Consider the following 25,106-nt stretch of genomic DNA (forward strand, 5'->3'; position numbering starts at 1 on the left):
CTATCCCTTACCGCCGGCCGCGCGCGTCCACCGGCCAGATGGCGACCAGCGTGCCGCCTTCGACCACGTGGTATGCGTCATGCAGATTGACTGTGGGGTCGCAGTGCGGGGTGATGAACTCCACGCGAGCGCCCAGCGCCGGCCGCTGCGCCTGCGAGCCCGGGGGCAGCATCAGCTTGCCGTGCTCGTCGCCGAAGAAGGCGTAGCGGCTCGACGCGTCGGCGCCTTTCGCCACCAGCGGCACGCCGCTGTCGGTCGAGAAGCACTTGGTGCCGCCGTCCACCGTCACCCAGTCGGGCGCATTCGTGCTGACCACCGCCGTCTGCACGAACAGCGAGACGTCGAAGGGCGAGGGCTGTTCGCCGCTGGCCAGCACGCTCGTGTATTCGGCGTCCATGAACACATACGAGCCCGCCTGCAGTTCGGTGAACGCGTTCTCCTGCGAATCGAGGTCGTGCGTGCCGGTGCCCGCGCCCGTCACGATGTCGAAGTTCAGGCCCTGCCGCTTTGCCGCCGCGACGATGCCCGCCACGGTTTCGCGCAGGCCGGCCGCCGCCGCGCTGCGCTTGTCGCGCGACACGATGTGCTGCAGGTTGCCCGCATACGACTGCAGTCCGCGCAGTCGCAGGCGTGGCTCGGCAGCTGCCAGCGCCGCCAGCTCGAGCACCTTCGCCTGCGTGGCGGCGCCGGTGCGGTTGTAGCCCGCGCCGTAGTCCACGAGCACGTCGAGCGGATGCGTGAGTTCGCTCGCGGCGCGCGCCAGATCGGCCAGGTTCTGCGGGTTGTCGACCACCACCATCACGTCGCCTGGGCGCGCGCGCTGCGCCAGCTTGATGAGCCGCGCGATCTTGCTCGGCGTGACTGCGGGCGAGGTGATGAGCACGCCCGGAATACCGCCCTGGACCATCACCTCCGCCTCGCCCAGCGTGACGCAGCTCACGCCGACGGCGCCGGCCGCCACCTGGCGCCGTGCGATCTCGACCGACTTGTGCGTCTTCACGTGCGGGCGCAGGTTGACGCCGCGGGCCTTGGCAAAGGCGGCCATTCGTTCGATGTTGCGCGTCATCGCGGGCAGCTCGATCAGCAGGGCGGGGGTGTCGAGAAGATGGCGTCCGCCGGGAACGCCGATCAGCGGCGCGTTGACTTGCAGCAGGTCTTGGGGCATCGGGGAAAAGCCTTCGTGGAGGCGCTTTGTGGAGGAGATCGGGGCGAGATGATCGCACCGAAATGCCTGCCTCCTATCTGTCGGCCGGCGGGTTCGTCTTCAGCGCCGTCATCAGCAGGCGGCCGGTGGTCTGCAGGTGCTCGGCAATCAGCGTCTGCGCCGCCTGGATGTCGCGGTTGAGCACCGCATCGAGCAGCGCCTGGTGTTCGGCCCCCACGTCACGCGCCTGCTTCGACAGCGGCGCCGACAGCTGCCGGTAGCGTTCGCTCTGCTGGTAGAGCATCTGGTGCATGCGCAGCAGCCAGCCGTTCGGGCAGCCCGCCACCAGCGCGTTGTGGAACTCCGCGTGGCTCGCCGTCCATTCGGCGCTCAGCATCGTGGGCATGGCCGCGTCGCGCTCGGCCAGCCGCGAGAGGCGGTGGTGCGCCGAGACCACGCTGCCTTCCCAGGCGAGGTCGCCGTGGCGGATGGCTTCAGCGAGGCACAGCTTTTCGATCTCGATGCGTGCCTTCACCAGCTCTTCGAGGTCGGTCGCCGAAATGGGGCTCACGCGGTAGCCGCGCGCCGGCTCCGACACCACCAGCGCCTCGGCTTCCAGCATGGCGAGGCCTTCGCGCACCGCGCCTGCGCTCACGTCCAGCTCTTCGGCCAGCGCGGCGATGTTGAGCTTCGAGCCCGGCAGCAGCCGCCCGCCCACGATGGCCGTGCGCAGCTCGGTGAACACCTGTCGTGTCTGGCTCATGCCTTTCGTTTTTTCGTTCATTGCACTCCCGTCACCGCGGAAAACGGCCTGATGTTACTTGTTAACCCTAATGATCCATGGATGGCTAAACAATAGACTAACGTTGAAAGAATATATTATTTGTTCCAACATGGATAGCCGATTGGAGACATACGACATGGCCGATATCCAGCTTCGCACCCACAAAAGCCCCGAGCGCGCGGCGTTGCACAGCGTTCATTCGCTCGATGCCTTCGTCTTCACCGTGCCCGATCTCGACGAGGCCGCGCGCTTCTACGACGCCTTTGGGCTGGAGCCGAAACGTGAGGGCGACCGGCTCGACCTGTACACCGCAGGCCACCCGCACGCCTGGGGTTCGCTGTACCAGGCGCCCGGGGTGAAGAAGCTGCAGTACCTGCGTTTCGCCTGCTTCGCGGAAGACTTCGACGCCATCGCCGCGCGCATCGAGCGCCTGGGCGTGCCGCGCTGCTCGCCGCACCCGCTGGGCGACGACCGCGGCCTGTGGGTGCTGCACCCGGACGGTTTTCCGGTGCAGGTCGTCGTGGCCGCGAAGAGCGCGCCAGACGCGGGCAGCGAGCCCGTCGTCGCGCCGCGCCCGCCCGTCGGCACTGGCGCCTCGCCGAACCGCGCGCGCATTCCGAAGGTGCATCCGCGCCGGCTCTCGCACATCCTGATGTTCTGCGCCAAGGTGCCAGAGGCTTTGCGCTTTTACGAAGACGCGCTGGGCTTGCGCGTTACCGACCGCTCGGGCGATCTCATCGTGTTCATGCACGGCGTGCACGGCAGCGACCACCACCTGATTGCGATGGCGCATTCGAACGGCCCGGGGCTGCACCACCTGAGCTGGGACGTCGCGAACATCGACGAAGTCGGCCGGGGCATGGAGCAGATGTATGCAGCGGGCCACGTGCGCGGCTGGGGCGTGGGGCGCCACGTGCTGGGCTCGAACTACTTCCACTACGTGCGCGACCCGTGGGGCAGCTACTCGGAGTACTCCTGCGACATGGACTTCGTGCCCGGCGACTACGACTGGCGCGCCGCAGACCACCCGCCCGAAGACTCCTTCTACGCCTGGGGCCCGAAGGTGCCCGAGGACTTCGTCACCAATTTCGAGGTCGAGGCCGCCAAGGCCTGAGACCGTTTCTTCTCTGCATCCGAATCACAAAGGAATCCCATGCGTCTCCTCGCCTTCAACCATAACGGCAAGCCGGCCCTCGGCTTGCGCCTCGGCCAGGAGGTCGTCGACCTCACCGCCGAAGGCCTGCCCGCCACGCTCGATGAACTGCTGCGCGCCGGCCCCGAAGCCATGGCCGCCGCGAAGAAGGCCGGCGACGCGGCCCGCGCGCGCCTGCCGCTCGCAGGCATCGACTGGCTGCCGCCGGTGCAGTCGCCCTCCAAGGCCATTGCCGTGGGCCTCAACTACATCGACCACGCCGCTGAAAGCAAATTCGACCCGCCGACCTACCCGGTGCTGTTCCATCGCTTTCCGTCGTCTTGGGTCGGCCACAACCAGCCGATCGTGCGTCCGCACGTGTCGACGCAGTTCGACTACGAGGGCGAGTTGCTGGTGGTCATCGGCAAGGCCGGGCGCTACATCAAGAAGGGCGATGCGCTGAGCCACGTGGCGGGCTACTCGGTGTTCAACGACGGCTCCATCCGCGACTACCAGTTCAAGTCGGCGCAATGGATGATGGGCAAGAACTTCGACCGCTCGGGCTCCTTCGGCCCCGAGTTCGTCACCGCCGACGAGCTGCCTGCGGGGGCCACGGGCCTGAAGTTGCAGACGCGCCTGAACGGCACCGTGCTGCAGGACGCGAACACGCGCGACATGATCTTCGACGTCGCCACGCTGGTGTCGGTGTGCTCCGAGCCCTTCGCGCTGCAGCCGGGCGACATCATCATCGCCGGCACGCCCTCGGGCGTGGGCCTGGCGCGCAAGCCGCAGATCTTCATGAAGGCCGGCGACGTGTGCGAAGTGGAGATCGAAGGCGTGGGCCTTCTTTCGAACCCCGTCGTCGACGGAGACTGAGCAGCGGCAGCAGCACCAAGGCCGCGCTGACCAAAACAATTACGGAGACAAAAAATGAGCATCGATCGTCGTTCCTTCGTCGCGGCCGCCAGCGCTTTCGGTGCCCTCGGCACTGGCGCGCTGTTCAGCGGCACCGCCGCCGCACAGCAGCCTTCGGGCAAGCCCATCCGCGTGGGCGGCACGCTGGCGCTCACCGGGCCGCTCTCGGCCACGGGGCTCGTGCACAAGCTCACGGGCGAGATCTACGTGGAGTCGCTCAACCAGCGCGGCGGCCTGCTCGGCCGGCCGGTGGAGTGGGTGCTGAAGGACGACCAGTCCAAGCCCGACCTCGCGCGCACGCTGTACGAGCAGCTCGTGACGGCCGACAAGGTCGACCTGCTCATCGGCCCGTATGCCACGGGCGCGATTCTTTCCGCCATGGGCGTGGCCCAGCGCTACAACAAGACGCTGGTGCACCACACCTTCGGCATTCCGAGCCTGGCCAAGTACGACCAGCAGTTTCCGGCGTGGTCGCTCGGCCCCGACCCCGAGAAGACGATGCCCGCCATGGTCATGGATGCGCTGGCCACCTCGCCCAAGCCGCCGAAGACCATCGCCATCGTCACCAGCAAGTTCCCCTCGGTGCACTTCGTGGCGCTGGGCGCGCGCGAGGTGGCGAAGCAGCGCGGCCTGAAGGAGGTGTTGTTCCTCGAATGGGACTTCGGCAACCGCGACTTCGGCCCCATCGCAGGCCGGCTGAAGGAGGCCAACCCCGACTTCATCTGGAACGGCGCCATCGGCCTCGAGGGCAATCAGCTGCTCGATGCGATGAAGAAGATCGACTACGCGCCGCTGCATCACTTCTATCACGTGCCCGCGCCCGCGCCGATGCTCAAGGCGCCCGAGGCCAACGGCGCATTGGCCACCACCATCTTCGAAGACCATCCGCCGTTTACCGACAACCCGACGGCCGCCGAGTTCGTGAAGGTCTACCGCGAGCGCGCGGCGAAGGCCGGCATGCCCGACACGGCGGTGGAGACGCAGGCCGCCGCGTCGTTCTCGGCCTGGCAGATCATCGAGGCCGCCGTGGTCGCCACCAAGGGCATCGACGACAAGGCCATGGCCACCTGGCTGCGCGCCAACAAGGTCGACACCATCCAGGGCAAGCTGCGCTTCAACGAGCGCGGCAACTTCGGCGACGACCTGGGCAAGGTGAAGCAGGTGCAGAACGGCAAGTGGGTGGTGGTGTGGCCGAAGGAGTGGGCCGCCCCCGGCACGAAGCTGCAGACGCGCGGGGTGACCAGCTGATGAGCTTCCCCAGTGCCACGCTGCTGGCCCAGTCGATCCTGGCGGGCCTGTTCACCGGGGCGCTCTACGGCCTGCTGGGGCTCGGCCTCAGCCTGTCGTGGGGGATGCTGCGGCAGATCAACCTCGCGCACTTCGCGCTCGCCTTTCTCGGCGCCTACCTCACGTACGAACTGTCGAGCCACCATGGCGTCGATCCGCTGCTCACGCTGGTGGTGATCGTGCCGCTGTTCTTCGTGCTGGGCGTGGCATTGCACTGGGTGCTGACGCGCTTTCGCGTGAGCCCCTTCAACTCGCTGCTCGTCACCTTCGGCATCACCGTGATCATCGAAGCGCTCTTGCAGTGGACCTGGACGGCCGACTACCGCAAGCTCGAATCGAGCTACGCGGAGCACAAGCTGCAGATCGGCCCGCTCTACCTGCCGGTGCCCGAGCTCATCACGCTGGCGCTGGGCGTGGGCATCTCGCTTGCGGTGTGGTTCGCGCTGCGCCGCACCGACCTGGGCAAGGCGATGCGCGCCGCTGCCGAAGACGCACCCATCGCCGCCGCCTTCGGTGTGAACCAGAACGCGCTGGCGCTGATGCTTTCGGGCCTCAACGCGGCGCTGGCCGGCGTGGCGGGCGTGTGCATTGCGCTGGCGTACACGCTGTCGCCCTCGCAGATCTATGCGTGGATCGGCGTGGTGTTCGCGGCCGTGATGCTGGGTGGGCTCGGGCGGCCGCTCGGGCCGCTGATCGCGGGTTGCATCATCGGCGTGACCGAGGCCGTGACCATGACAGTGACCGCGCCATCGTGGGCGCCGCTGGTGTCGTTCTCGCTGCTGATGTTCGTGCTGCTGGTGCGGCCGGGGAGGGTGGCATGAAGCGCTCGTTCCTGCTGATTCTTGCGGCCGGCGCGGGGCTTGCCGTGGTGCCGTGGCTCGGGCTGCCGGCGTTCTACGAATCGATCCTGTACCTGGTGCTGCACTGGGTCGCGCTGGCCACGTCGTGGAACCTGCTGTCGGGCTACTCGGGGTATTTCTCGTTCGGGCACGGTGCGTTCTTCGGCATCGGCATGTACACCACGGCTACGCTGGCAACGCGCTTCGACATTCCGTTTCTCTGGACGTTGCCGGCCGCCGCCGTGGTGGCCGCGCTGTTCGGCACGCTGCTGGGCGCCGTGGCTTTCCGCGTGCAGGCGGTGCGCGCCGAGCTGTTCTCGCTGCTCACGCTGGCGGCCACCTTCGTGGTGGCGACCATCATCCTCAACACGCCCATCGACGGCGGACCCGGCGTGTACATGAGCGCGGTGGCGGTGCCGCAGATCGGACCGACAGCTTCTGGCACCTTCTACCTGCTGGCCTTGGGCGTGGCGGTGCTGACGGTGCTGGCGTCGCTGGCCGTGTACCACTCGCGCTTCGGCACCGGGCTGTTCGCCATTCATGACGACGAAGATGTGGCCGAAGTGATGGGCGTGCCGACGTACCGCTTCAAGCTCGGCGCCTTCGCGCTCTCGTGCGGGCTGGCGGGCGTGGTGGGCGGCGTGCATGCGCTCTTCGTGTCGTACGTGACCACGGGCGATACGTTCACCATCGCGATGCCGCTCACGGTGGTGCTGATGTCGGTGCTCGGCGGCACGCGCCACTGGGCCGGGCCGATCGTCGGCGCGACGGCGATCACGCTGCTGCTGTATGCCTTCACGGGCGGCGACAGCGCAATCATCGGCAAGGGCATGACGGGGCTGGTGCTGATTGTGGTGATCCTCTTCATGCCCGAAGGCCTGCTGGGGCAGGCGCTGAAGTGGTGGAACGCTCGGCGCGGTGCGCCCGCGGCCTCGTCCGCGCCGGTCCATGTGGCCGTGGCTGATGAAGCGAAAAAGCCCGCTGCCATCACCGGCGAAGTGCTGCTGCGTGCCGAGGGCGTGCGCAAGTCCTTCAAGGGCGTGCACGCGCTGCGCGGCGTGAGCCTCGAAGTGCGGCGCGGCGAGATCCTCGGCCTGCTCGGGCCCAACGGCTCTGGCAAGTCGACCTTCATCAACGTCGCGAGCGGCCACTATGCGGTGACCGCCGGGGTCATCGAGTTCGAGGGGCGACGCATCTCGGGCGTGCCGGCGCACCGCATCGCGCAGGGCGGCATTGCGCGCACGTACCAGATCCCGCGTCCCTTCGCGCACCTGACGGTGCTGGAGAACGTGGCGCTGCCGGCGATGTTCGGCGCCGCCGCGCTTGACCGCAGGACGGCGGAGGCCGAAGCCTGGCAATGGCTGGCCTTCACTGGCCTGACCGAGCGCGCGCACGCCTTGCCGGCGGAGCTGAACCTGCACCAGCGCAAGTTCCTGGAGTTCGCGCGCGCACTGGCCTCGCGGCCGCAGGTGCTGATGCTCGACGAGGTGCTGTCGGGCCTCACGCCATCGGAAATCGACGAGGCCGTGGCGCTCATCCGCCGCATCCGCGACCAGGGCGCGACCATCGTCTTCGTCGAGCACGTGATGCGCGCGGTGATGGCGCTGTGCGACCGCATCGTGGTCTTCAACCGCGGCGAGGTGCTGGCCGAAGGCGCGCCGCATGACGTGATGCAGCGGCCCGAAGTGGTGTCGGCCTACCTGGGCCAGGCCATGGAGCCGGAGGCGCCCGCCGCGCCAACTGCCGCGTCGTCCGTGGCGGGTGTCGAAAGGGAGCTGGCCCATGCTTGAACTCGAATCCATCCGCGTTGCCTACGGGCAGGCCACCGCGCTGTGGGATGTGTCGCTGTCCATCGGCAAGGGCGAACTGCTGTGCATCGTCGGGCCGAACAGCGCGGGCAAGAGCACACTCATCAATGCGGTGGCGGGGCTGCACCGCATCAGCGCCGGGCGCATGCGCTTCGAGGGACAGGACATCTCGCGCCTGGCGCCGCATCGCTTCTGCGCCCAGGGCATCGCGCTGGTGCCGGAGGGGCGGCGCCTGTTCACCGAGATGACGGTGCGCGAGAACCTGGAGCTCGGCAGCTACCTGCGCGCGGCGCGGCTGGAGCGTGCTCGCTCGATGGAGCACGTCTGCACGCTGTTCCCGGCGCTGACCGAAAAGCTGGAGCAGCCGGCCGGTTCGCTATCGGGCGGCCAGCAGCAGATGGTGGCCATCGGCCGCGCGCTCATGGCGCGCCCCAAGCTGCTGCTGCTCGACGAGCCCTCGCTGGGCCTGGCGCCGAGCATCGTGCTCGACATGTTCACCGCCATCCGGCGCATCCATGCCGACGGCATCGCGGTGCTGCTGGTGGAGCAGAACGTGGGCATGGCGCTCGACGTGGCCGAGCGCGCCGCGGTGCTGGAAGAAGGGCGCATGGTCGCGCTGGGCCGGCCGGAAGAACTGATGGCGCGGCCGGAGTTGCGGCGCGCCTACCTGGGGCTGGATGCCGATGCCGCAGAGGGTGGCGCTATGCCGGGTGCGACGGCCCATGGTGCCCGGGCCGCCGCAGCGCCAGCCACCACAGCAGCGCGGCATTGATCGCCCAGCTGCCGGCCAGCATCATCAGCGCCGTGTTTGCGACGCCGGGCGAGAGGTCGAGCGTCAGCAGGCTCAGCGACCACGGCAACCCGCCCGCGATGGCGACCAGCATGCCGGCCTCGCTGTCGGGCACGACAGCGCAGGCCAGGATGCAGACGGCGCCGGTGATCGTGTAGATCAGTGCGGCGGCGCGCCATCCGGGGCGTTGGGGCGGTCGTGAATTTGCGGGCATGCCTTGAGCATCGCCGATCCCGCACCAAGCCGTGAAGGCCTGTTACGCGAAGGGGCGTAGTGTTTTGGCGACGCCGCGTTCAGTGGCTTGCCAACTTCTGCACGCTTGGGGCGATTGGTGCTTCAGGCAGCGCGGCTTCGATGCCGAGCGCCAGTGCCAGCAGCGCCGTGTCGGTGCCTTGCGCGCCGGTCAATTCCAGCCCGGCAGGCAGGCCGTTGGAGGCGAGGCCCATCGGCAGGCTCACCGCCGGCAAGCCCGCCATGCCGGCCGGGCCGGTGTTGCGGATGTAGGCCGAAAAAGCAGAGGTGGGGCGGCCGCACAGCGTTACTTCCACGTCTTCTCCGATGCGCGCGGCGGTCAACGGGCTGGTCGGGAAGACGAGGGCGGCCAGGTCGTGCCGCGCGAAGCAATCTCGGTACGCCGCCTGCATGCGCGGGCGCAGGGTGTGCAGCGCGTGGGCGTAGGCCTCGGGCGTGATGGCCGTCGCGCCGAAGAGGCGCTCGAACAGCGGGCGCACGTCGGGGCTGACCACCGCGTCGGTGAGCGCACGCGCGTCGAAGGGGCGGTCGTGCCGCGCGAAGTAGGCGGCCAGCGCGGGCAGGATCTCGTGCAGCGAGATCGTCATCGATCCTTCCCGGAACAGTGCGCCGGCTTCGGCCAGGTCGCAAGGCACCAGCACGGCGCCGGCTGTGCGCAGCAGCTCGAGGCGCTCGCGGGCCAGTTCGGCCACGGGCGGATCGACCTCTTCCCAGAAGTAGGCCTCGGGCACGCCAAGGCGCACGCCTGTGAGCGGTGTCGGGGCAATCTGCAGCGGCCCGCCGGCCACCGCGTGGTCGACCAGCACGCAGTCGTCCACGCAGCGCGCCATGACGCCGGCGGTGTCGAAGGTTGGCGATATCGGCACCAGCCCTTCGTCCGGCCAGCGGTGCACCGTCGGCCTGAAGCCCACCAGCCCGCACAGCGCGGCCGGCACGCGCACCGAGCCGCCCGTGTCGGTGCCGATAGCCACCGGCGCGGCGCGCAGACCCAGCAGCGCAGCGTTGCCGCCGCTGGAGCCGCCCGTGACGCGTGCAGCGTCGAACGGATTGCGCGACGGCCCGAAGCCGTGGTTGTTGCCGGTAACGCCCTGCGACCACTCATGCAGATTCGTCTTGCCGAGCACCAGCGCGCCTGCGTCGATCAGCCGCTGCGTCACGCCGGCGTGCATGCGCGGCCGGTGGTCCGCCATCCACGGGCTGCCAGCCGTGGTCGGCATGCCGGCGACGTCGATGTTGTCCTTGAAGGCCAACGGCACGCCATATAGAGGCAGCGTTCCCGGCACGGGGCGCGGCGCTGCATCGAGCGCGGCGGCGGCTGCGCGAAGCGCCGCGGGGTCCTGGTGGAGCAGGGCGCCGAAGGGTGCGATTGCGCCGGCGCGTTCCAGCAGCGCCTGCGCGTAGTCGGTGGCGCGCAGTTCGCCGCGCGCCATCTGACCGGCGGCCTCGCGGGCGGAAAGATCAGTCAGCGCATGGATTCGGTTCATGAAGGCTCGAAGTGGGGCGGAAGCTGCACTCCGGTGCATGTTTCGGGCCAATTCGCGCTTCTGGCGCCAGAAAACAGGCTGAAATTGTATGGCATGAATACTGCTATGAGAGTTTTTTGTATCCATGAGGCCATCCAATGTCTTTCAAGTCCTTGCGTATCCTGGCCGCCGTCGCAACGTCGATGGCTCTTCTGGCGGGCATGCCCGCGTCTGCCGCCGAGAAGGTCTCACTGCGCCTCAAGTGGCTGGCGCAGGCGCAGTTCGCCGGCTTCTACGTAGCCAAGGCCAAGGGCTTCTATGACCAGGGCGGCCTCGACCTGACGATCAACCCGGGCGGTCCCAACCTGAACGTCGAGACGCTGGTCGCCTCGGGCAACGACACCTTCGGCCTGGCCGGCGGCACCGAGACCGTGCTGCTCGCCCGCGAGAAAGGCCTGCCGCTGGTCTGCATCGGCGTGACCGTGCAGAACACGCCCTTCACATACGTGACCTACAAGGACTCCGGCATCACCAAGGTGAAGGACTTCGCGGGCAAGAAGGTCGCGACCTGGTTCACCGGCACGCAGTACACGCTGTACTCGATGCTGGCCTCGGCCGGCGTGAAGCAGAGCGACCTCACCATCGTTCCCCAGTCGGGCTCCATGGCGCCCTTCGTCGAGAAGCAGTTCGACGTGGCCGCGGCCACCTACTACAACGAGCTCAACACGCTGAAGGAGCAGGGCCTGGGCGACAAGCTCACGCTCATCAAGCCCGACGACTACGGCGTGGTCGTGCAGCAGGACACCGTGCTCGTGTCGGAGAAGTACCGCAACGAGAAGCCGCAGCAGGTGCAGGCCTTCCTGACCGCCACCATCAAGGGCTGGAAGTACGCGCTGCAGAACAAGAAGGAAGCCATCGATATCGTCATGGCTGCCGCCCCCAGCCTGAACCGCGCGCACCAGGAGGCCATGCTCGACGAATTCGAGAAGCTCGTGAAGGCCGGCAAGGGCACCACCGACGGCATCCTCGCCATCGACCTGCCCACGGTGGAGAAGATGCAGGCGCAGCTCGTCGGCTACAAGGCGCTGAAGGCGCCGGCCGACCTGTCGAAGGCCTACGACGCCAGCTTCTGGACGCAGGTGCCCGCGGCCGACAAGAAGTTCTGAGCCGCATCGCCGCAGCCATGAAATTCATGCCTCACGAAGTGATGCCGCCCGCCGTGAGCGACACGGCGCCGCCCATGCTCGAGCTGGTCAACGTATGGAAGCGCTTCGGCGAAGCGCAGGCCAGGACCGTCGCGGTGTCGGGCGTCAACCTGCGGATCGCGAAGAGCGAGTTCGTCACGCTCGTGGGCCCCTCGGGTTGCGGCAAGTCGACCCTCTTCAACATGATCGCGGGCCTGCTGCCGCCTGACGACGACGGCTCGCTGCTGTTCGGTGGCGCACCGCAGCGCGACGGCCAGCTGCTCGGCAAGGTGTCGTTCATGCCGCAGCGCGACTTGCTGTTTCCATGGCGCACCGTGCTCGACAACGCCATCCTCGCGCTCGAGGTGGAAGGCGTGCCGCGCAAGGAAGCGCGCGAACGGGCCCGCGCCATGCTGCCCGAGTTCGGCCTGGCGGGTTTCGCCAACCACTATCCGCACCAACTCTCGGGCGGTATGCGCCAGCGAGTCGCGCTGATGCGCACCTTCCTGTTCGAGCGCGACCTGATGCTGCTCGACGAACCCTTCGGCGCGCTCGACGCGCTCACGCGCACCCGCATGCAGCACTGGCTGCTGGAGCTCTGGGCCAGGCACCGCCGCACGGTGCTGTTCATCACGCACGACATCGACGAAGCGATCCTGCTCGGCGACAAGGTGCTGGTGATGACGGCGCGCCCCGGCACGGTGAAGAGCGAGACCGTGATCGACCTGCCGCGCCCGCGCGACCCGTCGGTGGTGCTGTCGCCGGAGTTCATCCGCATCAAGCAGCGCCTGCTGGCCGAGATCGAGGAAGAAAGCCAGAAGACCTTCGCGCAGGAGGGCACCGCCTCGTGAACGCCCTCTTGCAGCGCGCAGTGCGCTCGCCCGCGCTGGCCTTCGTGGGCCTGGCGCTGGTGTGGGAGATCTGCGTACACGCCTTCGCGCCTTCGCCGCGTTACCTGCCGGCGCTGAGCGCCATCGCGCAGGACGCGTGGTCAGTGTGGCCGCAGCTTGCGCGTGGCTTCGGCCGCACGCTGCTCGAAACCGTGCTCGGCTTCGCGATGGGCGCGGTGTTCGGCTGCGCCTGCGGCACGGTGTTCACCTATTCGCGCTGGATGGAGCGCTCGGTGTTCCCGCTGTTCGTGGTGTCGCAGACGGTGCCGGTGGTGGCTTTCGGCGCGCTCATCGTCATCTGGTTCGGCAATTCGCTGCTGGCCAAGGTGATGACGGCGTTCTTCCTGACCTTCTTCCCCGTCACGGTGAACACGCTGCGCGGCCTGAAGTCGTGCGACCCGCAGCGCATCGCGCTGATGAAGAGCTTCGGCGCCAACCGCCTGGTGATGTTCTTCAAGCTGGCCGTGCCTTCGGCGCTGCCGCAGATCATGGTCGGGCTGCGCGTGGCCGTTGGCCTCAGCCTGATCGGCTCGGTGGTGGGTGAATGGTTCGGCGAAACCGTGGGCCTGGGCGTGATGCTCATGGAGGCGATGAACGCCGACCTCGTGGTGCGCCTGTGGGTGGTGATGTTTGCCTGTGGGCTGATGGGTGCGCTGCTCTACGGGCTGCTCACCTTCGTGGAAAGGAGGCTCGTATGGTGGCGCAGCGAAAGCTGATGGAGTCGCCCGTCGTGCCGGTGGTGCTGGGCATCGTCGTGCTGCTCGCGGTGTGGGAGGGCGCGATATTGCTCTTCAATATTCCGCCGTTCGTGCTGCCGAGCCTGGGCACGATCGTGCAGCATGCGTTCACCGACCCGGGGCGCTTGATGAGCGCATTGCTGGCCACGCTGGGCGAGGCGCTCGGCGGCTATGCACTGGGCAGCGTGCTCGGGCTGTTGCTGGCCGTGGTGTTGCTGCTGGCTCCGCCGCTGGAGCGCATCGTGATGCCGCTGGCGGTGGCGGTGAACGCCGTGCCGACCGTGGCCTATGCGCCGCTGTTCCTGATCTGGTTCGGCCTCGGCGCCGCTTCGAAGATCGCGCTGGTGGCGCTGGCTGTCGGCTTCACCATGCTGGTGAACGCGCTGCACGGCCTGAAGCAGGCCGACGTCGCGGCCGTGAACCTGATGCGCAGCTTCGGGGCAGGGCAGTTGAAGATCGTGTGGCGCCTGCGCCTGCCGGTGGCAATGCCCTCGGTGGTCACCGCGCTGCGCATCGGCGTGCCGCGCAGCATGATCGTCGCGATCGTCGGCGAGATGCTGGGCGCCTATGCGGGGCTCGGGCGAATGATCTATGAATCGACCCAGCAGGTCGACTTGCTGAGCGTGTGGTCGGCAGTGCTTGTTGCATCGATTGCGAGCATGGTCTTCTACGGCCTGCTGGTATGGATCGATCAGAAACTCGTGTGGTGGCGCTGATGGCAAAGACGAATCCCGCGGCATACCCCGACACCGAAGCCGGGCTGCGCGTGCAGCTCGCCGCCTGCTATCGGCTGGTGGCGCACTTCGGCATGGACGACCTGATCTACAACCACATCTCGGCACGCGTGCCGGGGCCGGAACATCATTTCCTCATCAACCCCTACGGGCTGCTGTTCTCCGAGGTGACGGCTTCGTCGCTGGTGAAGATCGACCTCGACGGCAACAAGGTGGACGACACGGACGCCGAGGTCAACCAGGCCGGCTTCGTGATCCACAGCGCGATCCATGCAGGGCGCCCCGATGCGCTGTGCGTGCTGCACACCCACTCCGAGGCCGGCACCGCCATTGCCGCCATGCCCAACGGCCTGGCGCCGCTGAGCCAGTTCGCGATGCGCTACCAGGGCCACACCGCCTTCCACGACTACGAAGGCGTGGCGCTGGAAACCGGCGAGCGCGAGCGGCTGGTGCGCGACCTGGGGCCGCACCACACGCTGGTGCTGCGCAATCACGGCATCCTGACGGTGGGCCGCACGATTCCCGAGGCCTTCATCCTCATGTATTACTTCGAGAAGGCGGCCAAGGTGCAGCTGCTCGCACAGGGCGGTGTGGCGCCCGGCGAATCGCCGGTGTACCCGCAGCCCGAAGTGAGCGATCTGGCCGCGCGCCAGTTCACCGAATTCGCCGGCGACATCCTGCCGCCCGGCACGCGCGAATGGCCTGCGTTCCTGCGCATGCTGGAGCGCACCCAACCCGACTACCGGCTTTGAGTGCCGGCACTTTCCTCTTCATTCCCAGAGACACATTTCGACCATGCAACTCGAGAACCTCACCTCTTTCATCGGCACCGAAGTCAAAGGCATTGACCTGCGCGAGCCCGTGAGCGACGCCGACTTCGCGGTGCTGCGCGACACGCTCAACCAGCGCTCGGTGCTGCTGTTGCGCGGTCAGAGCATCAACGAATCGCAGCACGTGGCCTTCTCGCGCCGTTTCGGTACGTTGCTGGGCCACGTGCTCACGCAGTTCCTGAAGAAGGAGCACCCGGAGGTCTACGTGCTGTCGAACGTGTCGGAGAACGGCAAGCCCATCGGCAACCACAAGGAGGGCTGGAACTGGCACTCCGACCTCTCGTACAAGGCCGAGCCCTCGATGGGCGCGCTGCTCTACGCGCTCGAAGTGCCGCCGGTGGAAGGCGACACCTTCTTCGCCTCGATGCACGCCGCCTACGAAGCGCTTGACGACGACATGAAGGCGCGCATCCGCCACATGACGGCCACGCACAGCTACGCCAACTACTACGGCAAGGCTTTTGCCGACCGCAACCCGCTCACGCCCGAGCAACTGGCGGCCACGCCCGACGTGGTGCATCCGCTGGTGCGCACGCATCCTGAAACCGGCCGCCTCTCGCTGTACGTGGGCGAAGACGTGGTCAAGCACATCGACGGCCTGCCCGCCGATGAGAGCACCGCGCTGCTGGCCGAGCTGAACGCGCACGCCATCTCGCCGGAGTTCAGCTACCGCCACAAGTGGCTCGCGGGCGACCTGCTGGTGTGGGACAACCGCTGCACCATGCACCGCGCCACGCCTTACGACGACAACGTGTACCGCCGCGTGATGCATCGCACCACCGTTGCCGGTGATCGTCCCTTCTGACATTCCGATCCGCCGAGCAGGCCCCGCGTTTGAAAACCGACAAAGACAAGCACAACAAGGAAGGCAAGAACATGGAACCGAACGAACCCGAGATGGCAGCAGAACCTCCGGCGCTGCGCGGACGCGAGCGCCAGCGCGGCAAGGGCGCCACGCTGTCCGACGAACTGAAGGACACGCTCGAAGACCTGATCGTCAGCGGCGTCATGAAGCCCGGCGCGCGGCTCGACGAAGCCGAGCTGGCCGAACGCTTCAAGGTGTCGCGCACGCCGGTGCGAGAGGCGCTCAAGGCGCTGGCCGCCACCGGCCTCGTCGACCTGCGCAGCCGCCAGGGGGGCGTGTGCGTGGCGCGCATCTCGCTGCCCATGCTCATCGAGATGTTCCAGATGATGGCGGTGATGGAAGGCCTGTGCGCCAAGTTCGCCGCGCGCCGCGCCACCGAGGCGCAGAAGCAGCGCATGAGCCAGCTGCACGACGAGCTGACGAGCATCCTCGCCTCGGGCGACCACTCGCGCTTCTACGACGTGAACCAGGACTTCCACGACGCGCTCTACGAAGCCTCCAACACGCATTACCTCGCCGAGCAGACGCGCGCGCTGCGCAAGCGCGTGCGCGTGTACCGCCGCTACGTGACCTTCCAGCCCGGTCGCATGACCGCCACCATCGGCGAGCACGGCGCCATCCTCGATGCCATCCGGCGCAATGACCCGGGGGCAGCGTTCAACGCCGCCATCGACCACGTGAGCCTGCTCGAGGACGACATCGTCGACCTGATCGCCGCGCTGTCCGAGCAGGACAACGGGGCTGCCTGAGCCCCTTCTTTCAACGCACTCAACGCCACCCTTTTTCGATCGCATCCCAGGACATCACTCCATGAAACTCGAACTCGAAGGCAAGACCGTACTCATCACCGGCGCCTCCAAGGGCATCGGCCTTGCGGCCGCCCATTCGTTCGCGGCCGAAGGCTGCCACCTGCAACTGGCCGCACGCGACGGCGCCGCCCTGGCGGCCGCCAAGGAAGAGATCGAGAAGATCTACCCGATCAACGTGCGCGTCCACCCGATGGACCTGGCCGCGCCCGGCGCGATGGCGCAGCTGGCCGAAGCGGCCGGGCACGTCGACATCCTCGTGAACAACGCGGGCGACATTCCGGCCGGCCCCATCGAATCGCTCGACTTCGCCGTGGTGCGCCGGGGCTTCCAGCTCAAGGTGCTGGGCTACATGGAGCTCAGCCAGATCTACTACGCGCGCATGAAGGCCGCGGGCGGCGGCGTGATCGTGAACGACATCGGCAACTCCGGCGAGAACTGGGACGCCAACTACATCGCCGGCTCCACCGGCAACGCCGCAGTGATGGCCTTCACGCGTGCCCTGGGCGGCGTGAGCCTGGACGACGGCATCCGCGTGGTGGGCGTGAACCCCGGCCCCGTGGCGACCGACCGCATGGTCAAGCTCATGAAGCGCCGCGCCTTCGACACCCATGGCGACGAAGGCCGCTGGGAAGAGCTGTTCGACAACTACCCCGGCGGCCGCCCGGCCACGCCGGAAGAAGTGGCCGAGCTGATGGTGTTCCTGGCTTCACCGCGCGCCGGCTACATCACCGGCACGGTGGTGACCATCGACGGCGGCATCGCGGCGCGCGGCTCGATCATCAAGACCAGCAAGAAGGTGGTCGAGGCCGAACAGGCCCGGAGGCTCGCGGCATGAACGCGGCGCTGAACCCCGCCGCTGCAGTGCCGGCCGTGACGAGCGACGCCGAAACCCGCAACCAGTATTTCGACCGGCTGTTCACCAACCCAGACCTGATGTGGCTGGGCCAGAACACCAATCACTTTCCGCTGCACCCTGCCGTGCGAAAGGCGCTGCACGACGCCATCGACGACGAGAGCTTTCACGCCTATGCGCCGCCGCTGGGCATGGAAGCTCTGCGCTCGGCCATCGTGGAAGACCTGGGCGTGCCGGACCAGTCGGCCGTGGTGACCGACGGCGCGGTGTCCGCACTGGCGCTGGCCTGCCGTGCTTTCTGCGGGGCGGGCAAGGGCTTCGTGACCACCGACCCGGGCTGGAAATGGCCGCTGCAGTTTGCCGCCAAGGCCGGTTCGGCGATCACCGAGATTCCGATCTACGGGCCGGAGTACGGCTTCAAGTTGTCGGCCGAAGCGCTGGCCGCGTCGACCGACGTGAACACAGCGGTCATCTACCTCGTGGACCCGAACAACCCGCTGGGCACCACCTACACCGAAGATGAGATCCGTGCCTTTGCAGACCGCGCGCGCGAGATCGGCGCCATCCTCATTCACGACTGCACCTACCGCGACTTTGCCGACAGCCACACGCTGGCTTCGCGCTTCTACCCGGAAGGCACCGTGACCATCGTGAGCTTTTCGAAATGGCTCGGCCTCGCGGGCCTGCGCCTCGGAGCACTGGTGGCTTCGCCCGAACTGCTCGCGCGCATCCTTCCGCATTCGCAGGCGCCGCTGGGTGCGAGCGTGCTGGCGCAGCGCGCGGCCATCGCGGGCCTGGGCGTGAAGGACGAATGGATGGCCGAAGTGATCGCGCAGCAGCGTGAGAACCAGCGAATGATCGTCGACGCTTTCGCGAAGCTGCCGGGCTTCGAGGTGCCGGTGTTCCCGTCGCAGGCCAACTTCATCGTGGTCGAGTGCAGCAAGGCTGGCGTGACGCCCGAGGCGCTGGTCAGCGCGCTGGGCGAGCACGACATCATGGTGCGGCAGGGCACGTATCACACGCCGCGCTTCGGACATCGCTTCGTGAAGATCTCCACCACCGTACCGAAGGCCTGGGCGCAGGCGCTGTGCGACGTGCTGCCGCAGGCGGTCGAGCGTGCGCGCAGCCTGCCGGCCACGGCAGCGCTGTTCTGAGCGTCCTGAAGAAGAAAGGCCGACGATGAGTTTTGCCATCACCCCCGACGGCGTTCGCCTCTACTACGAGACCGCCGGCAGCGGCACGCCGATCGTGTTCGTGCACGAGTTCGGCGGCGACCACCGCAGCTGGGAGCCGCAGATGCGCTACTTCGCGCGGCGCCACCAGTGCGTGACTTTCGGTGCGCGCGGCTATCCGCCGTCGGACGTGCCGGCCGACATGGAGCGCTATTCGCAAGCCACCGCGGCCGACGACATCGCCGCCGTGATGGACGCGCTGGAACTGGAGCGCGCGCACATTGTGGGCCTGTCGATGGGCGGCTTCGCTACGCTGCACTTCGGCCTTCGCCATGCGAAGCGGGCCTCGTCGCTGGTGATTGCCGGCGCGGGCTACGGCGCGGAGAAAGAGCACGAGGAATATTTCCGCGGCGTCTCGCTCGAAGTGGCCAAGCAGTTCGAAGCGCAGGGCTCCGAGAAATTCGCCCGCACCTATTCGCTGGGCGCGAGCCGCGTGCAATTCCAGAACAAGGACCCGCGCGGCTGGCAGGAGTTTGCGACCTGGCTCGGCGAGCACGACGCCGTCGGCGCGGCCAACACCATGCGCGGCGTGCAGGCGCGGCGCCCGTCGATCTACGACCTGGAGAGCGATCTGCGCGCGATGAACGTGCCCTCGCTCGTGGTGGTCGGCGACGAGGACGACCATTGCCTGCAGCCCGGCGTCTTCCTCAAGAAGACCGTACCGGCCTGCGGCTTGGCCGTGATGCCCAAGACCGGCCACACGCTCAACCTGGAAGAGCCAGCCGCGTTCAACGCCTTGCTGGCCGAGTTCTTCGCGCAGGTCGAGGCCGGCCAGTGGAAGCCGCGTGATCCGCGTGCGCTCCCCAGCCAGATCATGAAGACCGACTGATGACCGCCGAAACCGCCACCGAAGAAGTCGCCGGAGAGCAAGGCATCTGGCGCATCGATGCCGATCGCCTGTGGGACCGGCTCATGACGCTCGCCTGCATCGGCGCCACGCCGGGCGGCGGCGTAGACCGGCAGGCGCTGAGCGCGGAAGAGATCGCGTCGTGGCGCACGATGATCGACTGGGCCCTGTCGGCAGGGCTGGAGCCTTCGACCGATGCGGCCGGCAATCTCTTCATCGCGCTGCCGGGCGCCGACCGCGACGCGCCACCCGTGCTCGCGGGCAGCCATCTCGACAGCCAGCCCGGCGGCGGGCGCTTCGACGGCGTGTACGGCGTGGTGGCTGCGCTGGAGGTGCTGACCACGCTGGCCGGGCGTGGCGTGCGTCCGCCGGTGGACATCGTCTGCGTGGCGTGGATGAACGAGGAGGGCTCGCGCTTCGCGCCCGGCATGATGGGCTCGGAGGCCTTTGCCGGCGTGCGCAGCCTCGAGGCCGTGCGTGCGGTGCGCGATGCCAGCGGCATCTCTGTCGCCGATGCGCTCGATGCCTTGCACGCTGCGTTCCCGTCGCTGCGGCGGCGGTCGCTGGGCTTTCCGATGGCGGCTTATGTAGAGGCGCACATCGAGCAGGGGCCGATACTGGAAGCGCAGGAGTGCGTGATCGGTGTCGTCACCGGCATCCAGGGCAAGAAGACATTCGATGTCGTGATCGAGGGTGAGCGTGGTCACGCCGGCACGCTCGCGATGGTCGAGCGGCGCGATGCGCTCGCAGCCTTCACGCGCATCGCGACGGCGCTCTATGCCGAGATCGGCGGCCACGACGACGCGGTGAAATTCACCATCGGCCGGCTGCAGGTCGAGCCGAACGCACCCTCGGTGGTGCCCGAGCGGGTGACGCTGCGCATCGACCTGCGGCATCCCGACAACGCGGTGCTCGAACATCTGGGACAGCGATTGGCCGCGCTGTGCGATTCGCTTGCCGCGCCCTGCCAGGCGAGCGTGACCCCCTTGGTCGATGCGCCGTCCAATGGCTTCGATCCCGCCTTGCAGCAGGCGATTGCGCAAGCCGCCGAGCGCATCGGACAGCCGCACATGCCGATTCTTTCGGCTGCCGGCCACGACGCGCGCCACATGGCGCCGCTGTGCCCGAGCGCGATGATCTTCATTCCCTGCCGCGACGGCGTGAGCCATGCGGAACACGAGTGGGCGGAGCCGGCGCACGTGGCGGCTGGCGCGAACGTGCTGCTGCGTGTGGTGATGCCCTATGTGGGAGCCGGAGCATGACTGCCGCAGACATCGCCACCGTCGTCGACATGGCCGATCTGCCGATGCAGCATCCGCGCGCGCCGGCCAGCGTCGCGCAGGCCAGGGCGCGCTTCTTCAATTCCGGCAACGCCTTCAACGTGAAGCTGCCAGAGGTGCCCGCGCGGCTCTTCTCGCCGCCGCCGGAAGGACGCTATGGCATGTTCGATTGCGACCAGTCGCGGGCGCTGGGCTGTGGCTTCCCGGCCACCACGCCGCTGATGCTCGCGCGCTACGTGCGCATTGCCGCCCGCGATGCGCTGCTGCCGCTGGACGTGTGCGCCACTGGGTCGGTCTGGTACGTGATTTCCGGCAGCGGCAGCCTGACAGGCGCGGTCGACAGGTTGACTTTCGGCAAGGGCGACGTGTTCCTGCTGCCCGGCGCGCCGGGCTACCGGCTCGAAGCGGGCGCCGAGGACGTGCTGCTGTGGACTGTCGGCAACGAGCCGCAGCTGGCTTTTGAACGCGCGCAGCCGGCGCCCGTGGCCAAGGCGACCATCGACGCCGTGCACTATTCGGCCGCGGAGATCGAGCACCAGTTCGCGCTGATTTTTTCGAGCGGCACGAGCGAGGAGACCTCGGGCCGCGCGCTGATCTTCTCGTCCGACCGGCAGGCCGCCGCACGCAACCTTACGCCCACGCTGACATTGAGCTTCAACACGCTCGAGCCGAACACGCACCAGCGCACGCACCGCCACAACTCCGCCGCCATCACGCTGGTGGTGCAGGGCGAGGGCTGCCATTCGGTGGTGGGCGGTGCGGTGTGCCCGTGGGCGCCGTGGTCCACGCTGGTCACGCCACCCGGTGCGCCGCATTCGCACCACAACGCAGGCCCGCGCGGCGCGCTCTTCCTCATCGTGCAGGACGGCGGGCTGCACTACCACGCGCGGACGATGGGCTTCGAGTTTCTGGAGGCCGCCGGCTGACCGGTGAGCGGTGGCCGGCGGAGAAGGCAACGTAGAAGCCGAACGTTCACACCCGCTTCTTCGGATTGTCATTTGGGCGCGCCACCATGCGCGGATGGCTGGTCAACTTATCTCCATCGCCCTGACAGTGGATCAACACGACGAGGGCGACTATTTCTGGGTGCTGCTGGAATCCTTCGACAACTCGATGGAGTTCGAACCGCTGATGGAGGCGGCCAAGGGCTTTCATACCTACGCCGAGGCGTTGCAGGCGGGCTACACCGTGCTGCGCGGCCTGTCGGAAGACCTGAACGTCGGCCCGCGCGAAGAGGTCGACGAATCGGTGTTCGCTGAAGAAGACGACGCTGTCGGCGAGCTCGACTAGCGGCGCATCCCCCCAATCTTTCGCTGTCGGCGCGCAGAAGTTGGTCGCGCCGAAATTTGCGCCCGCCTGCGCGCCTATACCGATTGACGGAACCCACAAACATGGGTGGTGTTAGCCAATTGGCGGATGTCCAATGGCTGTCAGCAAGCGTAGGCTCTGACCGACACGTATCCCCGTGGCCATGCGCAGACAGTGCATCACTGCATGTCGCAGGTGTCGCGGCCGGTGGGTGTGTCCTGTCAAGACAGCCGCCGATGCGAGCCACAAGAAAGTCGGGGAATCAAATGGTCGAGTATTTCCGGGTAGGACTGCCCTACATCCGTGTGCGTTTCAAAGTGCCCGCGCGACGCGGAAGCCGTGTCGAGCTCAACGGCAGATTCGGTGTCATCACCGGTGCCAGCGGGGAACACGTCCTCGTCAAGTTCGACGGCGAGTTCGCCGCGGCAATTGTTCACCCTGTTGACCTCAACTATGTGGAGGCAGGGGAGGCAACTGAGCCGGTGAAGCTTCAGCCGTCGGTGCCGGGGGGCACAGCCAGGCCTTGCGCCGAGTAGGGCGCGGCTATGCTCGGCGGCAGTGTTTGATGCAGCCGAATGAAATGAAGAAAACCAACCCACCGAAGAAAACCAGCAGCTACGACGTCAAGAAGCAATGGCACTGGGGTCGCGCCATGCGCGAACTGCGCATCGCCGATTTCCTGAAAGACGGGCGGGTGCTGGTGCCGGGCGAATACACCGGTGAAGGCCCGGCCACCGACGACGGCACGGGTGCGCTGCGAACTGTGGGCGGCATCCAGGTCGGGGCTGCCGACTACGCGACGGGAATGATGTGGGTGGGCCGCAAGCTGCGTGAGGGCGACCTGCCTTCGAAGCCCGACTGATCGCCCCCCATTTGGTCGCCAGCGGTCGCTGAATCGACTGCCCAAGCAGCCGCAGACTGGTTAACAATGGCAAAAAACTGTATATTCGTACAGTATTTTGGCCGCAAGCCTTGTTCAGCGCGGTACGCGCTTGGGGGCGATGAACCATGAACCAGTTTGAGCTTTTCTTCCCGCGGGTCGCAGCAACGGCATTGCCCATCGCACTGTCGCAACAAGCGCCGCCGCCGTCATTGCCGCAAGAAGATCGCGAGGAGCCGTTCCAGTTCGAAGACGTCGAGGTCGAGGCGCGTGTCACGTACGCCGTGCGGCTAGCCGACTATCCGCACCCGGCAGCCGATGCCGTGAAGGTCGCCGAGCAGCGCTTCCGGCGCGAGATCGACCGGCAGCTGGGCGCCGATGTGGTCGAGGCGCTGCGCGCATTCCAGAACGCGAGCGAATCGAGCGAAAGCGATCTGTCGAAGGCGGAGATCGCGATGGCCAAGCGCTGGGCCAAGGCCTACGACGCGGCGCGTACCGCGGGCTTTCGCGACCTGGGAGACACCGACGAGGCGTTTTTCGACGTGCGGTCGATCTGAGCCGCGCTGACGACCGCGCCTGCAGATTGCGCGGAGGGTGACGATTCGGCCGCAGCTGTGTCAAAGTCGGGCAAGGCTTCAGACATCACTGCTTCGAAAGTGCATCGTGTTTCGTCGACGATCCATCACCTTCCGGACGACGGCCTTCGTGGCCGTGGTTTGCCTCGCCCTCGTGGCGCTCGACGGCTTGAACAGCTGGCACTCGCGAAGGGTCCAGCTTCAGCAGATGAGCGTTGCGACGTCGAATCTCGCACGTGCAATGGCACAGCAGGCGGACGACACGATCAAGCAGGCCGACACCGCGTTGGTCGGCATGGTCGAACGCATGGAATACGACGGCACGGGGCCGGCCGCCATCGAACGGCTTCGCAAGGTGCTCGCGATACGGGTGGCCGAGCTCCCGCAGCTCGACGGGCTTCACATCTACGACAAGGATGGAAACTGGGTCGCAAACTCCCGGCAGACACCGCCGCAAAACCTGAACAACGCGAGCCGGGAGTACTTTCTTTATCACCGCGAACACGAGGAGCGGGGACCGCACATCGGTGTGCCGGTGAAGAGCCGCGTCAACGGCAAACTGCTCATTCCCGTGTCACGGCGCATCAATCGCGCGGACGGCAGCTTCGGCGGGGTGGCGCTCGCGACGATCGACATCAGCTTCTTCACGAAGTTCTACGACAGCCTCGACATAGGCCAGGCAGGCGCAGTCGCGCTGGTTCTCGAGAGCGGGACGATGATGACTCGCCGGCCGTACAGCACAGACATGGTCGGAAGAAACATGCTGGACACCGGCCTCTACCGTTCGTACGTGACCCAGGGCCCGGTCGGGACGGCTGAAATCCTGTCGGCGCAGGACGGCATCACGCGGCTGAACAGCTTCCGGCGCCTCACCAACTACCCGCTGTTCGTTGCGGCGGCCCTCTCCAAGGACGAGATCCTGGCCGCCTGGTGGCGGGAAACGCTTTGGCATACAGGAGGCGTCATTCTCCTGGCGTTGATCGTCGGTTTCGTGGGATGGCGGCTGGTGAAGCAGATGGAGCTGCGCAGCAAGACCGAGGCCGAGCTGCGGCGCGCACGCGACGCGCTGGAGACGCTCAACAAGACCCTGAACACCCTCGCGATGGAGGACGGCCTTACGGGTTTGGCAAATCGCCGGCAGTTCGACGTGACGCTCGACAACGAGTTCAGCCGTGCCATGCGAGACGCGAGCACCCTGGCGCTCATCCTGATCGACGTCGATTGCTTCAAGCAGTTCAACGACATCTACGGCCATACGGCCGGGGACGAGTGCCTGCAGACGATCGGCCGCACTATCTCGGGCCTCGCATCCCGCCGCCCGGGAGACCTCGCGGCTCGCTACGGCGGGGAGGAACTGGCCGTGCTGTTGCCGAACACCGATGTGGCTGGCGCGGCCGTGCTGGCGGAAAGAATCCGCAGCGCGGTGCGCGACCTGGCAATCGTGCACGCCGGTGCTCCCGACGGCTTTGTGACACTGAGCGCCGGCGTGGATGCGCTCAGCCCCTCGGTCACCCACGGACCGCCGAAGGAGTTGATTCAGTCCGCCGACAAGGCCCTGTACGCGGCCAAGATGGGAGGCCGGAATCGCGTTTGCACGGCGGAGATACGCCCTACGACGGCGTGAACGGCTTTCCGCGCTCCCGCTGCGAGGACAGGCGGCGATACACG

27 protein-coding genes are annotated in these 25,106 nt (G+C 67.3%); 23 read left to right on the top strand and 4 right to left on the bottom strand.

The genetic code is table 11. The features are described 5' to 3' along the window. Positions 1 to 7: 7 nt before the first annotated feature. Together BMW87_RS19755 and BMW87_RS19760 are read right to left on the bottom strand one after the other, a co-directional pair. Complete coding sequence (locus BMW87_RS19755; RefSeq protein WP_093078137.1) at positions 8 to 1,165, bottom strand: DSD1 family PLP-dependent enzyme; 1,158 nt, start codon at positions 1,163 to 1,165, stop codon at positions 8 to 10. 73 nt (positions 1,166 to 1,238) lie between these two features. Then, positions 1,239 to 1,907, bottom strand: coding sequence for a GntR family transcriptional regulator (locus BMW87_RS19760; RefSeq protein ID WP_177192811.1), 669 nt, complete (start codon positions 1,905 to 1,907; stop codon positions 1,239 to 1,241). 157 nt (positions 1,908 to 2,064) lie between these two features. Here BMW87_RS19760 and BMW87_RS19765 point away from each other — a divergent pair, with 157 nt between their 5' ends. The 6 genes from BMW87_RS19765 to BMW87_RS19790 are packed head-to-tail and all read left to right on the top strand — an operon-like array spanning position 2,065 to position 8,681. Continuing rightward, entirely contained in the window at positions 2,065 to 3,042 is a 978-nt protein-coding gene (locus BMW87_RS19765) for a VOC family protein (protein WP_093078288.1), read from the top strand. A gap of 39 nt (positions 3,043 to 3,081) precedes the next feature. Next, positions 3,082 to 3,936 carry a fumarylacetoacetate hydrolase family protein gene (locus tag BMW87_RS19770; RefSeq protein WP_093078140.1) on the top strand — a complete coding sequence of 285 codons (855 nt, stop codon included), beginning with the start codon at positions 3,082 to 3,084 and terminating at the stop codon, positions 3,934 to 3,936. 54 nt (positions 3,937 to 3,990) lie between these two features. Then, positions 3,991 to 5,223 carry an amino acid ABC transporter substrate-binding protein gene (locus BMW87_RS19775; RefSeq protein WP_093078141.1) on the top strand — a complete coding sequence of 411 codons (1,233 nt, stop codon included), beginning with the start codon at positions 3,991 to 3,993 and terminating at the stop codon, positions 5,221 to 5,223. Next, complete coding sequence (locus tag BMW87_RS19780) at positions 5,223 to 6,083, top strand: branched-chain amino acid ABC transporter permease (protein WP_176928731.1); 861 nt, start codon at positions 5,223 to 5,225, stop codon at positions 6,081 to 6,083. The genes BMW87_RS19775 and BMW87_RS19780 overlap by 1 nt, the downstream gene beginning before the upstream one ends. Further along, complete coding sequence (locus BMW87_RS19785; protein WP_093078143.1) at positions 6,080 to 7,891, top strand: branched-chain amino acid ABC transporter ATP-binding protein/permease; 1,812 nt, start codon at positions 6,080 to 6,082, stop codon at positions 7,889 to 7,891. The genes BMW87_RS19780 and BMW87_RS19785 overlap by 4 nt, the downstream gene beginning before the upstream one ends. Then, positions 7,884 to 8,681 carry an ABC transporter ATP-binding protein gene (locus BMW87_RS19790; protein WP_093078144.1) on the top strand — a complete coding sequence of 266 codons (798 nt, stop codon included), beginning with the start codon at positions 7,884 to 7,886 and terminating at the stop codon, positions 8,679 to 8,681. Before BMW87_RS19785 ends, BMW87_RS19790 begins: the two co-directional genes overlap by 8 nt. Here the strand turns inward: BMW87_RS19790 and BMW87_RS19795 are convergent. Together BMW87_RS19795 and BMW87_RS19800 are read right to left on the bottom strand one after the other, a co-directional pair. Continuing rightward, positions 8,611 to 8,913, bottom strand: coding sequence for a hypothetical protein (locus tag BMW87_RS19795; protein ID WP_093052060.1), 303 nt, complete (start codon positions 8,911 to 8,913; stop codon positions 8,611 to 8,613). The genes BMW87_RS19790 and BMW87_RS19795 overlap by 71 nt on opposite strands. 79 nt (positions 8,914 to 8,992) lie before the next feature. Further along, positions 8,993 to 10,435 carry an amidase family protein gene (locus BMW87_RS19800; RefSeq protein ID WP_177192812.1) on the bottom strand — a complete coding sequence of 481 codons (1,443 nt, stop codon included), beginning with the start codon at positions 10,433 to 10,435 and terminating at the stop codon, positions 8,993 to 8,995. 137 nt (positions 10,436 to 10,572) lie between these two features. Here BMW87_RS19800 and BMW87_RS19805 point away from each other — a divergent pair, with 137 nt between their 5' ends. From BMW87_RS19805 to BMW87_RS19885, 17 genes are all read left to right on the top strand, one after another. Then, positions 10,573 to 11,580: an ABC transporter substrate-binding protein gene (locus BMW87_RS19805; protein WP_093052056.1), complete on the top strand. Its 1,008-nt coding sequence runs from the start codon at positions 10,573 to 10,575 to the stop codon at positions 11,578 to 11,580. A gap of 17 nt (positions 11,581 to 11,597) precedes the next feature. Next, positions 11,598 to 12,449 (top strand): ABC transporter ATP-binding protein, encoded by an 852-nt coding sequence (locus BMW87_RS19810; RefSeq protein ID WP_093078147.1) that lies wholly within the window; start codon positions 11,598 to 11,600, stop codon positions 12,447 to 12,449. Continuing rightward, the gene (locus BMW87_RS19815; protein WP_093078149.1) at positions 12,446 to 13,204 is read left to right on the top strand and encodes an ABC transporter permease; all 759 of its coding nucleotides are present in this window, start codon (positions 12,446 to 12,448) and stop codon (positions 13,202 to 13,204) included. Before BMW87_RS19810 ends, BMW87_RS19815 begins: the two co-directional genes overlap by 4 nt. Further along, on the top strand, positions 13,183 to 13,941 hold the full coding sequence (locus BMW87_RS19820) for an ABC transporter permease (RefSeq protein ID WP_093078150.1): 759 nt from the start codon (positions 13,183 to 13,185) through the stop codon (positions 13,939 to 13,941). Before BMW87_RS19815 ends, BMW87_RS19820 begins: the two co-directional genes overlap by 22 nt. Next, positions 13,941 to 14,711 carry a class II aldolase/adducin family protein gene (locus BMW87_RS19825; protein WP_093078290.1) on the top strand — a complete coding sequence of 257 codons (771 nt, stop codon included), beginning with the start codon at positions 13,941 to 13,943 and terminating at the stop codon, positions 14,709 to 14,711. The genes BMW87_RS19820 and BMW87_RS19825 overlap by 1 nt, the downstream gene beginning before the upstream one ends. Before the next feature lie 43 nt (positions 14,712 to 14,754). Beyond that, positions 14,755 to 15,594 (top strand): TauD/TfdA dioxygenase family protein, encoded by an 840-nt coding sequence (locus BMW87_RS19830; protein ID WP_093078152.1) that lies wholly within the window; start codon positions 14,755 to 14,757, stop codon positions 15,592 to 15,594. A gap of 71 nt (positions 15,595 to 15,665) precedes the next feature. Continuing rightward, positions 15,666 to 16,403 (top strand): GntR family transcriptional regulator, encoded by a 738-nt coding sequence (locus BMW87_RS19835; protein WP_093053149.1) that lies wholly within the window; start codon positions 15,666 to 15,668, stop codon positions 16,401 to 16,403. A 61-nt stretch (positions 16,404 to 16,464) separates the two neighbouring features. After that, positions 16,465 to 17,298 (top strand): SDR family oxidoreductase, encoded by an 834-nt coding sequence (locus tag BMW87_RS19840; RefSeq protein WP_093052042.1) that lies wholly within the window; start codon positions 16,465 to 16,467, stop codon positions 17,296 to 17,298. After that, positions 17,295 to 18,470 (top strand): pyridoxal phosphate-dependent aminotransferase, encoded by a 1,176-nt coding sequence (locus BMW87_RS19845; protein ID WP_093078153.1) that lies wholly within the window; start codon positions 17,295 to 17,297, stop codon positions 18,468 to 18,470. The genes BMW87_RS19840 and BMW87_RS19845 overlap by 4 nt, the downstream gene beginning before the upstream one ends. 25 nt (positions 18,471 to 18,495) lie before the next feature. Continuing rightward, positions 18,496 to 19,377, top strand: a complete 882-nt coding sequence (locus tag BMW87_RS19850) for an alpha/beta fold hydrolase (protein ID WP_093078155.1) — start codon at positions 18,496 to 18,498, stop codon at positions 19,375 to 19,377. Further along, complete coding sequence (locus BMW87_RS19855; protein WP_093078157.1) at positions 19,377 to 20,657, top strand: Zn-dependent hydrolase; 1,281 nt, start codon at positions 19,377 to 19,379, stop codon at positions 20,655 to 20,657. Before BMW87_RS19850 ends, BMW87_RS19855 begins: the two co-directional genes overlap by 1 nt. Next, positions 20,654 to 21,601, top strand: a complete 948-nt coding sequence (locus BMW87_RS19860) for a cupin domain-containing protein (protein WP_093078158.1) — start codon at positions 20,654 to 20,656, stop codon at positions 21,599 to 21,601. Before BMW87_RS19855 ends, BMW87_RS19860 begins: the two co-directional genes overlap by 4 nt. A gap of 94 nt (positions 21,602 to 21,695) precedes the next feature. Further along, the gene (locus tag BMW87_RS19865) at positions 21,696 to 21,965 is read left to right on the top strand and encodes a hypothetical protein (protein ID WP_093052028.1); all 270 of its coding nucleotides are present in this window, start codon (positions 21,696 to 21,698) and stop codon (positions 21,963 to 21,965) included. 284 nt (positions 21,966 to 22,249) lie between these two features. Further along, positions 22,250 to 22,519: a hypothetical protein gene (locus tag BMW87_RS19870; RefSeq protein WP_093078160.1), complete on the top strand. Its 270-nt coding sequence runs from the start codon at positions 22,250 to 22,252 to the stop codon at positions 22,517 to 22,519. Between the two features lie 44 nt (positions 22,520 to 22,563). After that, the gene (locus BMW87_RS19875) at positions 22,564 to 22,845 is read left to right on the top strand and encodes a hypothetical protein (protein WP_093078161.1); all 282 of its coding nucleotides are present in this window, start codon (positions 22,564 to 22,566) and stop codon (positions 22,843 to 22,845) included. 146 nt (positions 22,846 to 22,991) lie between these two features. Continuing rightward, the gene (locus BMW87_RS19880) at positions 22,992 to 23,420 is read left to right on the top strand and encodes a hypothetical protein (protein WP_093078163.1); all 429 of its coding nucleotides are present in this window, start codon (positions 22,992 to 22,994) and stop codon (positions 23,418 to 23,420) included. Between the two features lie 106 nt (positions 23,421 to 23,526). Then, on the top strand, positions 23,527 to 25,062 hold the full coding sequence (locus BMW87_RS19885; protein WP_093078164.1) for a GGDEF domain-containing protein: 1,536 nt from the start codon (positions 23,527 to 23,529) through the stop codon (positions 25,060 to 25,062). Positions 25,063 to 25,106: the final 44 nt, after the last annotated feature.

The sequence above is a fragment of the Variovorax sp. OV084 genome, from assembly GCF_900111625.1.
GTDB lineage: Bacteria > Pseudomonadota > Gammaproteobacteria > Burkholderiales > Burkholderiaceae_C > Variovorax.

What these genes read in the sequence shown, in the direction of transcription:
- BMW87_RS19780 (WP_176928731.1), top strand. Translation starts at nt 5,223, where the DNA reads ATGAGCTTCCCCAGTGCCACGCTGCTGGCCCAGTCGATCCTGGCGGGC.
- BMW87_RS19810 (WP_093078147.1), top strand. Translation starts at nt 11,598, where the DNA reads ATGAAATTCATGCCTCACGAAGTGATGCCGCCCGCCGTGAGCGACACG.
- BMW87_RS19770 (WP_093078140.1), top strand. Translation starts at nt 3,082, where the DNA reads ATGCGTCTCCTCGCCTTCAACCATAACGGCAAGCCGGCCCTCGGCTTG.
- BMW87_RS19875 (WP_093078161.1), top strand. Translation starts at nt 22,564, where the DNA reads ATGAAGAAAACCAACCCACCGAAGAAAACCAGCAGCTACGACGTCAAG.
- BMW87_RS19825 (WP_093078290.1), top strand. Translation starts at nt 13,941, where the DNA reads ATGGCAAAGACGAATCCCGCGGCATACCCCGACACCGAAGCCGGGCTG.
- BMW87_RS19760 (WP_177192811.1), bottom strand. Translation starts at nt 1,907, where the DNA reads ATGAGCCAGACACGACAGGTGTTCACCGAGCTGCGCACGGCCATCGTG.
- BMW87_RS19865 (WP_093052028.1), top strand. Translation starts at nt 21,696, where the DNA reads ATGGCTGGTCAACTTATCTCCATCGCCCTGACAGTGGATCAACACGAC.
- BMW87_RS19775 (WP_093078141.1), top strand. Translation starts at nt 3,991, where the DNA reads ATGAGCATCGATCGTCGTTCCTTCGTCGCGGCCGCCAGCGCTTTCGGT.
- BMW87_RS19805 (WP_093052056.1), top strand. Translation starts at nt 10,573, where the DNA reads ATGTCTTTCAAGTCCTTGCGTATCCTGGCCGCCGTCGCAACGTCGATG.
- BMW87_RS19830 (WP_093078152.1), top strand. Translation starts at nt 14,755, where the DNA reads ATGCAACTCGAGAACCTCACCTCTTTCATCGGCACCGAAGTCAAAGGC.
- BMW87_RS19840 (WP_093052042.1), top strand. Translation starts at nt 16,465, where the DNA reads ATGAAACTCGAACTCGAAGGCAAGACCGTACTCATCACCGGCGCCTCC.
- BMW87_RS19785 (WP_093078143.1), top strand. Translation starts at nt 6,080, where the DNA reads ATGAAGCGCTCGTTCCTGCTGATTCTTGCGGCCGGCGCGGGGCTTGCC.
- BMW87_RS19860 (WP_093078158.1), top strand. Translation starts at nt 20,654, where the DNA reads ATGACTGCCGCAGACATCGCCACCGTCGTCGACATGGCCGATCTGCCG.
- BMW87_RS19790 (WP_093078144.1), top strand. Translation starts at nt 7,884, where the DNA reads ATGCTTGAACTCGAATCCATCCGCGTTGCCTACGGGCAGGCCACCGCG.
- BMW87_RS19795 (WP_093052060.1), bottom strand. Translation starts at nt 8,913, where the DNA reads ATGCCCGCAAATTCACGACCGCCCCAACGCCCCGGATGGCGCGCCGCC.
- BMW87_RS19765 (WP_093078288.1), top strand. Translation starts at nt 2,065, where the DNA reads ATGGCCGATATCCAGCTTCGCACCCACAAAAGCCCCGAGCGCGCGGCG.
- BMW87_RS19870 (WP_093078160.1), top strand. Translation starts at nt 22,250, where the DNA reads ATGGTCGAGTATTTCCGGGTAGGACTGCCCTACATCCGTGTGCGTTTC.
- BMW87_RS19880 (WP_093078163.1), top strand. Translation starts at nt 22,992, where the DNA reads ATGAACCAGTTTGAGCTTTTCTTCCCGCGGGTCGCAGCAACGGCATTG.
- BMW87_RS19855 (WP_093078157.1), top strand. Translation starts at nt 19,377, where the DNA reads ATGACCGCCGAAACCGCCACCGAAGAAGTCGCCGGAGAGCAAGGCATC.
- BMW87_RS19845 (WP_093078153.1), top strand. Translation starts at nt 17,295, where the DNA reads ATGAACGCGGCGCTGAACCCCGCCGCTGCAGTGCCGGCCGTGACGAGC.
- BMW87_RS19800 (WP_177192812.1), bottom strand. Translation starts at nt 10,435, where the DNA reads ATGAACCGAATCCATGCGCTGACTGATCTTTCCGCCCGCGAGGCCGCC.
- BMW87_RS19835 (WP_093053149.1), top strand. Translation starts at nt 15,666, where the DNA reads ATGGAACCGAACGAACCCGAGATGGCAGCAGAACCTCCGGCGCTGCGC.
- BMW87_RS19850 (WP_093078155.1), top strand. Translation starts at nt 18,496, where the DNA reads ATGAGTTTTGCCATCACCCCCGACGGCGTTCGCCTCTACTACGAGACC.
- BMW87_RS19755 (WP_093078137.1), bottom strand. Translation starts at nt 1,165, where the DNA reads ATGCCCCAAGACCTGCTGCAAGTCAACGCGCCGCTGATCGGCGTTCCC.
- BMW87_RS19820 (WP_093078150.1), top strand. Translation starts at nt 13,183, where the DNA reads ATGGTGGCGCAGCGAAAGCTGATGGAGTCGCCCGTCGTGCCGGTGGTG.